This window comes from Agarivorans sp. QJM3NY_29, from assembly GCF_050870835.2.
Lineage (GTDB): Bacteria > Pseudomonadota > Gammaproteobacteria > Enterobacterales > Celerinatantimonadaceae > Agarivorans.
In genome coordinates, this window is sequence record NZ_CP194036.2 from 2,340,880 (window position 1) to 2,353,734 (window position 12,855).

Consider the following 12,855-nt stretch of genomic DNA (forward strand, 5'->3'; position numbering starts at 1 on the left):
GGGGCCAACACTTGATAAGTAAGAGCTTTGTTGCTTAACGAATACCAGCAAAGGAGTTAGAGATGGTGAGTAAAACACTGTTCGAACGCTTATCGTTTCCTGGTGAGGAGATCGTGTTAGTGGATTCTGTTCGACGCAACATTCAAGCAATTTTTGACTCGCGAATGTTACTCGATGGTGATGTGCACAATGCCAATCGTGGTTTAGTGCCGTCTTTAGTAGAGCAGGGCGCGGATAGCCATGCCGATCTCGACACCTATAAAGAGCGCTTAGAGCAGTTGATATTGCGTTTCGAACCGAGGGTTAAGGCTGTTGAAATCAGTGACCTTAGTTTTCGAGAGGTAGGTAATGGTAAATGTGAATTAAAGCTACAGGTGCTTGATATGGATTTAGTTGAAGACTTTCAATTTTGAGTATCGAGTTTTAAGGCAGATGAAAACAGGAATGGTCGTGCATGAATCACTATGACAGCTTTCAACAGGAATTGCAGTTTTTGCGTCATTCGGTGGAGCAGTTTGGTCAAGCTTACCCTGCGGCTGCCGCTGAGCTAAAATTAAGTTCGGGTCGTTCGGCTGATCCTCATGTGGAACAATTATTACAGTCTTTTGCTTACCTTACTGGAAAATTACGCTCTGACATGGCGGAACAGCGCGGTGAAATACCAAATCAGATGCTGCAAACGCTATACCCGAGTCTGGTGCATTCACAACCGTGCATGACGGTGTTGCAGGCTAACGTTGAGACCGACGGCGCAAATTTTGTAAATGGTTATATGTTAAAAAAGGGGCGGCAGTTTGTCACTAAAGCCCGGGCAAGTCATAGCGATAAGAGTTACGACTGTATGATGCAGTGCTGTTATGACACGCCTCTGTGGCCTTTTGACATCACTGGTGTGAAAATTTTACCCAAAAATTATTACAGTCAAATCGATCAACGTCGCGACACTCAGGCCGTTCTTTCGGTCACCGTAGCTAGTCGAGGGATGGATAATGTATATGAATATCCTTTGGATAAGCTGCGATTCTATTTAAACAATACCAGCCAGCGAGCAGAGCTATTTCAACTATTCAATGACAAGTTAAGAGCGGTGGCGCTTAAAGTTGGAGATAACATTCGGATATTACCAGACAGTTCAAAGCAGCATGTACTGAGCTGGCTGGGTTTTGAAGCTTCACATAACGTATTGCCCGATGGCGACGGTAGTCAGCGTGCCTATCGTTTGCTTCAGGAATACTTTGCCTTCCCCGATAAATTTTATTTTTTCGACGTGAATGGTTTAGAACTTGATGGTTGTGTCGATGAGTTTGAGTTGCTGTTTTTACTGGATGAAGCAAAAAGTTCGATTCACCTTGCTCGTAACAGTTTGTCGTTGAACTGCTTTCCGGTGATCAATTTATATCCAAAAACTTTCAAGCCCGTTCAATTGAAGCAAACTGAACATGAATACCGCTTAACAGCAGATGAGCAGCAATACCTGCTGGCAGAGATCCATCAGATTACTGAGGTTCGTAGCATTGGTTTTGATGGCAAGGCCAAATTGGTGGACCCATGGCTGGGAGTCAAGCGTGAAAATAGCGCGGAGCAATACTATATCACTCGCTTAACTTCATTGCTAAAGGCAGAGCAGAGCGGTTGTGACACGATGCTTGCACTTTACGATGGTCAATTTAATACCTGTGATCCGATTGATCAGACCTTGGTGATAAAAGGTTGGTGTAGTAATCGACGTCTCCCAGAGTTTTTGCGGATGGGGAATAAGTTAAAGCCGGTAGGAAGTGCACCAATGATGACTGCTAACGTGATGGAGCAGCCAACCCGATTCAAAGGAGCACGATTACAACCGGGTAACAATGTGAAATTGCTGTCGCAGTTAAGTTTAAATCATTTTGCGCTTGGCGAAGGGCGTAATCGATTAGCTTTGCTCAAACAAATCCTCACACTATATGCTGATAGTTTCGCTTCATCGCAAATGCGCCAAATTGAGGGTCTCATGGATTGGCATGGCGAAAGTGTGGTTAAGCGCATTGGTCGGCAGGCTTGGCGCGGTCACTGCCGAGGAACTCGTATCACGATGACGGTAGACGAACACTACTTTGGTGACGCCAACCCACTATTGTTGGGGCAAGTTCTAAGTCATTTTTTGGGTCTGTATACGACTTTGAACCATTTTGTTCAGTTACAGCTAGTGAGTCATCAACGTGAAGGAGTGTGGAAACAATGGCCACCGCGCATTGGCGAACAGGTTTTACTGTAGCTGACTTATATACTAATCCCGAAGCTGGCTGGTCGTTTTATCAGCTGGTACGTTTACTATTATCTGAAGAATCACAGGATCCTGAATTATCTGAAACAAGCGATTCGCTAGGCGATGCGCAAGCGGTTCTCGGTGAATTAAAAGATGTGAGCCATTTAGAGGCTCATCGTGCCACGCGAGCTTTCTACTTAAGTCAAATAGAACAACCACAGTCTATCGAAAACCAACTCGTTCAATCTTTAGATAAACATTTCTTCTTTAGAGCATCTTATGAAGCTCATTTTCCGGCGGGAGAAGTGAGAGCGGTTACAGTTATCGATTCGGGGCGGGATGATGTTAGCCACAAATATCAAATTGTTAGCTTAGGCAATCATATCAGCGGCTTAGCTGGCCCGTTGCCCGATGGCCTCACCGAGCTGGTGGTTGATGATATAAAAAACCGTCAGGCGGTGTTAGCTCATTTTTTGGATCTGTTTAACCATCGCCTGCAAAGCTTACGATATTTATTCAGAAGCTTGACCGACGCCACTCTTGCCCACGCACCAGCGGAGCACTCAGAAATAGGCCAAATGTCACTGGCTTTAAGTGGCAATCTACTTAAAGTGCACCGCCAGCTGTATCAACAAAATACCGATCGGTTTATTGGGCTTGCAGGCTCACTGGCAAATCGACGCATGTCCTTACCGCTTATTCAAGAGCTATTTCGAGTGACTTTAGATGTCCGTTTAAACCAACTTAAACATTGTATTGGTCGTTGGCTAAGAGTTGAAGTCGAAGATCATATTCGGCTTGGACAAGCCAACCATTGTTTAGGTGGAGAGGCGACTCTAGGAACTCAAATATGGGATCAGCAAGCGGCGATTGGCGTGGTCCTTGGGCCCTTGCCTAATTTGAGCCTTAAGCGTTTGTTACCGGAGGGGGACCGATATTCGCAGTTATATCGCCTACTGTGTTGGATTACCGATCGCAAATGTGATTGTGAGGTCACTTTAGTTAGCGATCAGGCTGTTTCTAAAGCGCTTTGTTTAAAGGGGGAAGGAAACCAATTAGGCCGTCTTAGTCGGTTGGGTGAATTCCAAGGGCGTGAACGGGTGACCTTTATGGTGGATTTAGCGAGAACAAATTTATGAGTCGATCAGTTGGGATTTTGTTGACTTGTATGTTGCTGATGACTGCTTGTTCATTAAAGGAATACCTTGGGCTTAGCCATGCCAATGACTTAAGCAAAGTCTCTGTAAGTAGTACCGCTGATTGTAACCAGAATAATCCAGTGGCGTATGACCTAGTGCTGATATTCGATACTGGGGCAGCCGCGACTTTAAGCACAATGAGTGCCCCACAATGGTTCCAGCAAAAAGAAGCGATGCAATTGAGTTTGGGTAGCAAAATTGCCGTACTGAGTTACGACATTGTTCCACTGACTTCCGAGCAGCCAATCACATTACCCAAGAATTCAAGAGATGCCACTGCCGTGTTGTTGTTCGCTAATTACCTTGCTTCGCTTGGCCAAGTTGCCGCGCGTATCGAGGGTTATCCATCGGTTCGAATTCAGTTCGAGGTGAATCAATACCAGATTATAGCGGGTGGCAAATCATGAAAGATATAGATTGGGAGTCTCTCCCGCAAGCTCTATGTTGGTCTGAAGGGATGATGCTGTCACCGCAGCACTTTCAGCAAAATGATGTGTACTGGGAAAGTCAGTTGCAAGTCCTTAGAAAACTGGTTTCCCCGCATGCTTGGGGCTTAACTCTTTTAGATATCGACCATGGGAAGTTAATGCAAGGTGAGGTCGTGGTAAGGCGGGTCAGGGCGATTTTGCAGGATGGCTTAGTTGTGAACTATCAAGAAAATGAGCATGACCGCTTACAGCTTGACCTGACGACGCTTTCGGGAATTGATCAACTGACTCGGGTTCGTATTCATTTGGTCGCACCCATTCGAACGCCTGGTTGTGTGAGTGATAGTGCCACCATTCAACGCTTTGAAGCGGTTGATGGTCCGCCTTCGGTCGATGATAACACCGGACAAGGTGAGATAGTGACCCAGCGCTTAAGCCCCAAACTGGCCTTGCAGGCAACCGATCGAGTTAGTAGCAAATATGCGAGCGTACCGTTATTTGAGGTTTGCCAACCCGATGTGGGTAATTTTCAACTCGGTGAGTATTGTCCAGCGTTATTAAATATCGCTGCAGAAAGTTTCGTATTTGATCAGAATACTATTGGTACTCGTAAGCCGATTCAACAACGTTGCCAAGCTCTTGCTTTAAGTATACGTAATAAGGCGCGGCAGCTTGCTGGCTATTCTGAGCAGGGGGAAGATCGACTGGGGCATAAAATTGGCCAGCTACATCGGAGTTGGATAAGAGCCTTAAGCCGTAATCTGCCAGAATTTGAATTAGCTAGTGATGATCAACAAACTCACCCACACACACTGTATATGTTGTTGGCGCGTATGGTTGGCATTTTTAGTGAGTTGGATCCAGTTGGGGTGCCCCCTAAACTGGCAGCATATCAACATAGTAATTCTCTGTCTGGCTTCAATCAGGCTTTGGATTACCTGCAACAGCAGCTCTCTAACGTGAATATGCGCTTCACTAGTATTCACTTTGAGCAAAACCGTAAAGGTGTGTTCACCCTGCAGTATGATAAAGCGTGGGCTGGTGGGGAGCTACTTGTAGAGTTGTCGGCTTTTGATGGCGGTAGCACTGAAGAGCTGAGTGAGTGGTTTAAGGCCTGTCGTATTGCATCATTTAAGATGCATGAGTCGTTAGCCAAACACCGCATGCTGGGTGCTTCGGTTCGTCAAGTGAGTGTCGATGAGCAAACTGGTATTGCTGCCGGACCGGGTCGGGCGTTATTTGCCATTCAAGCCGATGAAAAGCTGATCCTGCCGGGGCAACAACTGGTTATTGTATGTACCAGTGGACAGCTGAAGTTGCAGCAACCTCGGCGTATCACCTTGCATGTCCCTCATGAGTTAAGGGTTTAGTATGAAAACTAAAACTGATCAGCTCGACTTACTTTCGTTAATGGTGCAGTTTTACGAACTGATTGCCATATTCAAACAGCAAAATCAGCAAGGCATACTAGATGACGTTGTAAAACGAGAGATAGCGTTAGCCGAAGCTCCGAAACCGGAAGAAATTGCTTACGCTGTTCAGGCGCGTTTGCGATTGTGGTTGGAAGCCACTCGGCACCAATATAACGAGCGAAATACGGCCCGTGAAAATCAATCGATGAAATGTGCGCTTTACGCCATGGTTGCTTTGGCTGATGAGTTGGCTCTATTTGAAATTGACTGGGTAGGGCAAGCTCACTGGCAAGATATATTGCTCGAAAAATCGATGTTTAAGAGTTGCCGAGCCGGCAGCACGATGTTCGAGTTAATTGAAAAACTACTGAATGCGCGCAGCCATACGTCGATGGAACGCCAATTATCGACCGTGTATTTATTCATGTTACGTTTGGGTTTTGCTGGCCGTTATCGTGAACAACCGGAAAAATTGGCAAGTTACCGACAGCGTTTATATCGACTTCTGAGAGCGGAGGCGAACGGACAATCTACTCCGATATGCGCGACTGCTTATAAGCATTTGTTGGTGTCAAATGAGCAGCAACGATTGGCTCCTATCGCCAACTGGTACCGGAAAATGGCTTGGGTAACGCTGACTTATTTAGTACTCAGCTCAGCCATTTGGGCATTACTTAATTTGCCGCTTAGTCAGCTCTCGCTTCTGGGACTGGGTTCGTAATGGCCGAACTATTTGCTAAGTTAAACTCGCTATGGGAAACCTCTGAGTTGTTGCTGAGAGGGGGCAGCGGTGGCTTGCAGCAACGTTTATCCCCGCTGGTGGTTATGCTTGACCCTTACTGGAACGATCCAGTATGGCGTGTCTTATTCATCTTTTTTTTACTGTTACTTATCGTGATACTGGCTTGGTGGCTATTAAAACTTGGATTCACTTGGATTAGCGTTTTGTTTTCAACCATCAATGTAGGAGCGAAAGCCTTACTCTGCTGGTTGGCAAAACCCTTTTCGGTTGCGCGACTGTGGTTTGACAAGTATCGAGAGGCTTATCGTCGAAAAGCGCGTCAGAATTTAAGGCTCAGGATTCGCATGAAACGAATTCGCGACACTTTAAAGTATTTAACCACTAGCCGCCAGTGGCGTTATAAAAGCTCATGGTTTTTGTTGCTTGGCGAACCGGGATCGGGCGGAAATGCGTTACTTGAAGGGATCCGTTCTGGCAAGCGTGCAGCATTGCTGCATCGAGAAAAACAGCAACATGCAGCTGGTAGCCAATGGCATTTCTTTGACAATGGGGTGTTGATTGAAGCCGACCAAGAGCTATTAGTAGAATCTCAAACTGGACACAACCCTAGTGGAGAAATGCCTCGACTGGCTAAACTGTTAGAAGTCATTCACCGATATCGACCAGAGCGACCGCTAGACGGTATCGTTATGAGCATCTCTGCCAAGTCATTGTTAGAGGCCGACAGTATCTACCGCCAAGCGGCGCTGGCTGAGCAGTTATTCAAGCAGTTATGGTTGGTGCAGAAAAAAAGCAGTTTTGTGCTGCCGATTTATCTGGTGGTAACCGAGTGCGATGTTATCGAAGGTTTTGAAGCTTTCTGGCAGGCTCAAAGCGACCAACGTTGGCGGGAGATGATTGGTTGGTCAAACCCACTGCAATTAGAAAGTAGCTTTGATCCGAATTGGATAGATTTGGCATTTGAGCAAGTGGTTGCAGATTTACAGCTCGCTCAACTGGAAGTCGCAGCCTCAAGTCGTGAGATAGTCGATATAGACCGATTTATGTTGTTTCATCAGCATTTTCGTCGCATGCAATCTCCCCTTAAAAAAGTCATGGAAGGGACATTCAGTCGCAGCCAATTTCAGGCACCTCTGCCGTTAAGAGGGGTGTTCTTTTGCGGTGCAGTTGAGCAGGTCCCGGCATTTACTGACCAACTGTTTAACCAAAAAATATTCGCAGAACTGAATTTAGCCACTCCGCTGGAGCGACGGCTGTTGTCCTCGGAAAAGCTCCTACAGCGGTTTCAACTTTCGACTATGGGGTTTGGAGCCTTGTTATTGTTATGGTTGTGCTTTGACAGTGTTCGCATGCTTAACTATAACCACAACTTCACTCGGGTCCTCAAACAAGCAGCGAGTGAAATCAGCGATTCGACTACGAATTGTCCATCACTGGGTCAAAACCCCTACCGCTTATTGGCTCACTTAGCAGAAGTAGGGCACAAGCCTTGGAACCTATCGATGCCAGTATCGTGGTTGGATACCCAATTGTACAAAAATCAGTTGGTTGTTGGCAATCAACTACTGAGTCCTCAATTGTTCAGTAGTCTTGAATGTCGCTTAAGCGTCAAAGCCATAGAATTAAATAAATTGGAACAGCAAAGCTCAAAAAGCCAAGCTAATGAGTCAGCTTTAACTGAGCAACTATTTGTATTTGCAGACTCGATGTCGATATTTAATACCAGTGTTGACGACTTCGTATATTTGGCGGGTCCATTGGGTAGCGATAAGCAAGTACAAGCTAGGCTCACCAGTTTACTCGACTACGCATACGATGTTCCAGTGCCAGAGGCTTCACGCCCTTCATCCCCTCTGGTTACTGGGGCAATACAGGTGATGGAATACAAAGTAAAGCAACAAACTTTAACCGATCCCGAACGAAACATTACTCATTTACTGCAGTCCGCGAAGAGATTACATCAAGCCCTTATTGACAGTACTCATCCTAGATTTTTATCTGAGCTTGGCAAAGATGACGCGCCTACCTCCAATTTATTAATTAGTCAGTTAAGAAGTTTGGGGGAATGGTTAAGCACCAGTAACCTTAAATGGACGGTTCCTTATAGCGCTAGTCCCTGTGGTAAGGTCAATACTCATTTGGCTAGCGCGATCAAGGGATTACGCAAGTCAGGCGATCATCCTGCATGGATCTTAGATGAGATCAGTGAATTATTTGGTGAACAGCGTTGTTACCAGGTTGCGCAGCAGAAGTTATTAGCGGTCAATCTAGCACAGCATGGTTCAGCTTTTGTGTCAGCAGGCAAATTAGTCCGGATGAGCCCAAAACTTGTTACTTTACAGCAAGAAATTAAAGCACTAGAGCAATTGCCATTTGTGATCCAGCAATTATCCGGAACATTGAGTCCGCTGCCAACAACACCGATACAGCGTTGGCGTCTGGGGCCTCTGACTCAGGCATTGGATAGTATTCGTCAGTATCAAGCATTTGAGGCGCGTTACTACCATAGCGCCGATTCTTTCTACGCCAATTCGATTCGACATAAGTTAAGCGATGTCATCACCTACCAGCTTAACGACGCGATGCAACGGCAAGTTCGCTTAGCCAATTCTTTAGAGAATAGCGATAAGGAAGCTGAGCTTGCATTAAGTATCAACAACTTTGTAAATGTACAGGATGCTATTTTAAATCTTGAACAACTACTGATGCAGTTGGGTGATACTCGTAACCGAATTTGGCTGAAACAATCCGCGCGTAATCATGCGCGACAGTTGTTAGAACAGATTGATGAGCTAGTGAGTCTCGATAGGCTTTATGTTGCAGAAAAGAAACCAGATTGGCAGCAATTGAATTTTGCTCAGGCCCTGTTTGCAATTGAGACTGACAAGCAACTTAGCCAATATGCCATTGCTCAGCGCCAGCGCTTGAGTTATCTGGCACAAAGTTATGCGCAGCCACTGGTTAGCTTTTTATTGAATAGTGGGGGAATAGAACAGTTAGGCGGTAGTTCTCAGCGTTGGTTTGATACCTTGAATACCTTAGCGAAGTATCAGCGCAAAGATCCTGATAATGACTTGAGTAAGCTGGAGAGCTTAATTACCACGACATTGCCAGAAATGACGATGCTGCAATGCAGCGATGTGGATGTAAGTCCTCAACGGGGGGGCAGTTGGTTTGGCGAGAAGTTGCAAAGACTTGATCTACAGGTTTGGGCGCACTGTAAAAAGTCAACTCAGGCTCGAGCAATTGATAGTTATTTGGCTATGGCGAGGAGATTTGATCAGCAGCTAGCCGGTCTGTTTCCGTTCTCTGAGGTGAGCGAAGCAGGTAAGAATGACTTGCCTTTAAGTACCGCGGTCGGATTTTTTACGAGCCCAGATAATGACCCTCAGTTGTTGTCTGAGCAATTAGATGCGATGGCCAAAGCTTATCCAGCAAAAATCCCGACCAGCTGGAAGCGCTTTTTAAAGCAGCTTAATCAATTTAAAAACTGGCTCAATAGCGGGCTCGCTTCAGACGGACAAACTTGGTCAGCCGAATTAGATGTGCAATTTAACGCATTGTCAGGGAAGGCCAAAGGAACCAACCAAATCGTTCGTTGGGAACTCAGCAGCAGTCAGCAGCTTATCGGTTTTCCTAATCGAGGCGAAGTCATTCATTGGCAAGTTGGGAGGCCGCTGGCATTAGAGTTATTTTGGGCCGATAGTTCTCCCTACCAGCCTTATACTTTGGCAGACTTACCTCACGCGACATTTGTTTCACAACGTTCAGCGGTACGTTTTGAGACCACGGGTGCTTGGGGTCTGTATGAATGGCTTATTCGTTACGCGGATAGTATGCATATGAAACCTGAAGGCATGGCGGCAGGCACTCAGCTACTGATGTTTAATGTCCCTGTCTCTTATAAAGAAAAACTCCCACAGCAACAAAAATTAGCCTACGTTAGTCAGCCTAATATTGCGCTGACCGGACAATATACCGATGCCAAAGGTCTTCGTCATACCATGAGTTGGCCGCAGACCTTGCCCCAAAAAGCTCCAAATTTTAGTGATAACTGAGGAAATCTGAATGCGATTACCTGCCTCTGGACAGTCAGTTGATGACTATATTCAACAACACTTTGGCATACCGTTAGAGACGCTAATAGCGCCAGTGGGCGATAACCAAGTAGGGGATTCAGTTCGTCATAACGGTGTCTATTTTAACATTAAGAATGCCCGCAAGTCTGACGATCCAAGCCTTCCTATGGGAGTTTGGAGCCACGAACTGAAAGTCGCTGATTGGCAAGAAGTTAGAAAAATAGCCTTGGAAGCATTAAGTGAAAAGTGCAAGGATCTGCAATTAGGTGTTTGGCTGCTTGAATCGAATATTCACTTGTATGGATTTTCCGGTGTTGCTCCCGCATTGGTGCTAATTTTGCAATTGTGTAAGCAATACTGGGACACCATGCACCCTCAAATGGTAGACGGCGATTTAGAGTATCGTACCAACCCGATTAATTGGGTTAATGAAAAGCTCACTTTACAACTCCGTTTAATCAAAATTACCGATACCCCCTTAGATGGAAATGAGTACAGTTGGGATGATTGGGAAAATGCGCTGCGTTATCAACAATTACACAACCAAAACAAGCTATCTAGCGCTTGGGATGGCCCCAATCCTAAGTTATTTAAACAACGTATAGCTGCCACGGCACCAGTTACGCTGCTAGATCTTCATCAGGCATTGGATGATGGCATTGTGGCGGTAGATGAATTTCAGCTGTGGCTCGATGAAACCTGTGATAGTGATAGTCCCAGCTTAAGTGACTTACGTAAGTTGCTAAGTAACGTCAATGAAATGGTCTGTAATGAATTATTTCGCCGGGGCATTTCTTTGGCTAATGCTAGTGAATCAGATGGGCATGATGAGGGAGGAAGCGCAAGTGATACGCCGCCCTCGTCGGCTGGCGGTGGCGGAGGCCACCATAGTGAGCTGCGTGATCGAGCGGATGCGTTTGTGATGTTGCGGCGTGCGGCAGAATTTTTAATGGAAGATGACCCGCATAGTCCCGTTCCTTATTTGGTATATACGGCCTGTAACTGGGGAGAGATGAGCGCGCCAGACTTATATCAGCAACTATTTTTACAAAAAGGTGGTCAATTAAACATATTTGAGTTGATGGGGCTGGAAGTGAGTAGTGATTAGCCTATGTAGTTTAGATAAAATAAGAGGCATCAGTATGAATGACAAAGCGAAAAAAAGGCAAGTTGTCGTTGGCCAAGCGGGTAAGTCCGATAGCGACTTACACCGTCATGTACGACAGCATCTACGTCATATCGCTGCTCAGCCAACATCATCTAGTCTGCAGCCTCCCGTAATCCAGAAGCGACGTGATGCTAAATCGCAGCTTAAACCAGTGACCGAAATTAGCGTCGCACATATTCCTTCGGTCTCGATCATCCGTGATGGTGCGCATGCTGTCTATCAAACAGGCAGCGCATTGCTAGATTTCACTTTAAGAGCAAAGCGAGATTTAAACTTACTGTTAGCCATGGAGTCAGGACAGAAGGTTTTCGATACGATTCATGGTTCGGGCTATAAAGTGAAAATTCAAGATCGAGGCGATAAGCCCAAACACGGAGGCTCACAAAAAGCGTTGGATAGATTAGATGCGAAAACCAACGGTGTAGGTTCAGATTCCTTAGTGCCCCATCAGACTGACCGTTCAGTTCTCGAACCACGGTCGCATGCAGCTCCAAGTTCTTCAGTTATCAGTTTGGGACATGAACTTATTCATGCTACTCATTCCGCAACTGGAACCCTACAAAGCTGTAAACATGATAACTATCATGTTTCGCCAGGGGTAATAAAAGAGGAGCGTGTGACCGTAGGTGCCGCCGATGGAACTGGAGGAAGCAATGGACTACCAACGGAGAATTCCTTGCGGATTGATTTGGCCAAGCAGCATCAAGGGATCACGCCAACATCCAACGGACAATTTATCCCACGATTAAAGTACGGAAAAATGGATTTGAATTTCTAAATAACGAAGTAGGAGAACTGCAATGCCAAGTTATAAAGAAAGATACGCCCGCTATAAAAAAGAAGTAGATGCCAGTATGGGAAAATCACTCGGAGGATGGGGGCAGTTTAAAGCGTTATTTGCCCCAAATAAGAGTTTTTCCACGGCTAGAAAAGCTGCTATTGACCAAGCAGAACAAAATCATCTCGGTGCAACCACTGCTGATAAACAAGCGGATCGCCTTTACCGACCATTTAATCTTATTGGAACCACTGGTACCGATGATGCGCATAAAACTCGCTATTATCGTAGCAGTAGCGGTACTTTTGGGCACATTACTCCATTTCACAGTCCTCATAATGTTGGCCGGGAACCTGCTCGTAAACATGCCGATTACCACATGGAAAATGTAAACGGTCGATTGCATGAATATATAGGCGACAAATTGATACATCCTTCGAGAAACCCCTTTGTTCCGATTACTGATGATACTCAAAGAGGGCAGCATCATGCCCAAGTTGCTCATTTCGATTATATTAAACATCATGGGCGGAGAGACAGTGTTATCTATCGGCATAATCCGATGCCAAATATCCGAGCTGAACCTAAGGACTATCAACAGGGCTAGTGGCTGATAAAACCCGCGAAATCTGGCATTTGTACAAATTGTGATAAATTAACATGGAACAATTAGTGTCTGTGAGTCACCGCAGAGTATCGGAAGGAATAGGTTCTATTTCTAAATTTTAGGCGTTTAATCGATGTTTGTCAGTGAAGATACTGATAGGTTTTGAAGCTTGATTTTCATAAAACATACGGAACCAT

The 12,855-nt window shown here is 45.6% G+C and carries 10 protein-coding genes; all 10 read left to right on the forward strand.

The window, feature by feature from the left end; all coding sequences use genetic code 11:
* The first annotated feature begins 62 nt into the window (after window positions 1-62).
* From ACRRS0_RS10775 to ACRRS0_RS10820, 10 genes are read left to right on the forward strand one after another with little or no spacing between them, the layout of a single operon-like run.
* Entirely contained in the window at window positions 63-413 is a 351-nt protein-coding gene (locus ACRRS0_RS10775) for a hypothetical protein (RefSeq protein WP_432453213.1), read from the forward strand.
* A gap of 41 nt (window positions 414-454) precedes the next feature.
* Window positions 455-2,254 (forward strand): type VI secretion system baseplate subunit TssF, encoded by a 1,800-nt coding sequence (tssF, locus tag ACRRS0_RS10780; RefSeq protein WP_432453212.1) that lies wholly within the window; start codon window positions 455-457, stop codon window positions 2,252-2,254.
* Window positions 2,218-3,384 carry a type VI secretion system baseplate subunit TssG gene (gene tssG / locus ACRRS0_RS10785; RefSeq protein WP_432453211.1) on the forward strand — a complete coding sequence of 389 codons (1,167 nt, stop codon included), beginning with the start codon at window positions 2,218-2,220 and terminating at the stop codon, window positions 3,382-3,384. The genes tssF and tssG overlap by 37 nt, the downstream gene beginning before the upstream one ends.
* On the forward strand, window positions 3,381-3,851 hold the full coding sequence (locus tag ACRRS0_RS10790; RefSeq protein WP_432453210.1) for a hypothetical protein: 471 nt from the start codon (window positions 3,381-3,383) through the stop codon (window positions 3,849-3,851). The genes tssG and ACRRS0_RS10790 overlap by 4 nt, the downstream gene beginning before the upstream one ends.
* A complete protein-coding gene (gene tssK / locus ACRRS0_RS10795; protein WP_432453209.1) occupies window positions 3,848-5,242 on the forward strand; it encodes a type VI secretion system baseplate subunit TssK in 1,395 nt (464 codons plus the stop codon). The genes ACRRS0_RS10790 and tssK overlap by 4 nt, the downstream gene beginning before the upstream one ends.
* Before the next feature lies 1 nt (window position 5,243).
* A complete protein-coding gene (locus tag ACRRS0_RS10800) occupies window positions 5,244-6,005 on the forward strand; it encodes a DotU family type IV/VI secretion system protein (protein ID WP_432453208.1) in 762 nt (253 codons plus the stop codon).
* On the forward strand, window positions 6,005-10,084 hold the full coding sequence (locus tag ACRRS0_RS10805; RefSeq protein WP_432453207.1) for a type VI secretion system protein: 4,080 nt from the start codon (window positions 6,005-6,007) through the stop codon (window positions 10,082-10,084). Before ACRRS0_RS10800 ends, ACRRS0_RS10805 begins: the two co-directional genes overlap by 1 nt.
* A gap of 10 nt (window positions 10,085-10,094) precedes the next feature.
* On the forward strand, window positions 10,095-11,213 hold the full coding sequence (gene tssA, locus ACRRS0_RS10810; RefSeq protein WP_432453206.1) for a type VI secretion system protein TssA: 1,119 nt from the start codon (window positions 10,095-10,097) through the stop codon (window positions 11,211-11,213).
* A gap of 34 nt (window positions 11,214-11,247) precedes the next feature.
* Window positions 11,248-12,051: a M91 family zinc metallopeptidase gene (locus ACRRS0_RS10815; RefSeq protein WP_432453205.1), complete on the forward strand. Its 804-nt coding sequence runs from the start codon at window positions 11,248-11,250 to the stop codon at window positions 12,049-12,051.
* A gap of 22 nt (window positions 12,052-12,073) precedes the next feature.
* On the forward strand, window positions 12,074-12,658 hold the full coding sequence (locus ACRRS0_RS10820) for a hypothetical protein (protein ID WP_432453204.1): 585 nt from the start codon (window positions 12,074-12,076) through the stop codon (window positions 12,656-12,658).
* Window positions 12,659-12,855 lie beyond the last annotated feature (197 nt).

Excerpts from the sequence above, each read along its gene's own strand:
- ACRRS0_RS10775 (WP_432453213.1), top strand. The coding sequence starts at position 63 with ATGGTGAGTAAAACACTGTTCGAACGCTTATCGTTTCCTGGTGAGGAG.
- tssF (WP_432453212.1), top strand. The coding sequence starts at position 455 with ATGAATCACTATGACAGCTTTCAACAGGAATTGCAGTTTTTGCGTCAT.
- tssG (WP_432453211.1), top strand. The coding sequence starts at position 2,218 with ATGGCCACCGCGCATTGGCGAACAGGTTTTACTGTAGCTGACTTATAT.
- ACRRS0_RS10790 (WP_432453210.1), top strand. The coding sequence starts at position 3,381 with ATGAGTCGATCAGTTGGGATTTTGTTGACTTGTATGTTGCTGATGACT.
- tssK (WP_432453209.1), top strand. The coding sequence starts at position 3,848 with ATGAAAGATATAGATTGGGAGTCTCTCCCGCAAGCTCTATGTTGGTCT.
- ACRRS0_RS10800 (WP_432453208.1), top strand. The coding sequence starts at position 5,244 with ATGAAAACTAAAACTGATCAGCTCGACTTACTTTCGTTAATGGTGCAG.
- ACRRS0_RS10805 (WP_432453207.1), top strand. The coding sequence starts at position 6,005 with ATGGCCGAACTATTTGCTAAGTTAAACTCGCTATGGGAAACCTCTGAG.
- tssA (WP_432453206.1), top strand. The coding sequence starts at position 10,095 with ATGCGATTACCTGCCTCTGGACAGTCAGTTGATGACTATATTCAACAA.
- ACRRS0_RS10815 (WP_432453205.1), top strand. The coding sequence starts at position 11,248 with ATGAATGACAAAGCGAAAAAAAGGCAAGTTGTCGTTGGCCAAGCGGGT.
- ACRRS0_RS10820 (WP_432453204.1), top strand. The coding sequence starts at position 12,074 with ATGCCAAGTTATAAAGAAAGATACGCCCGCTATAAAAAAGAAGTAGAT.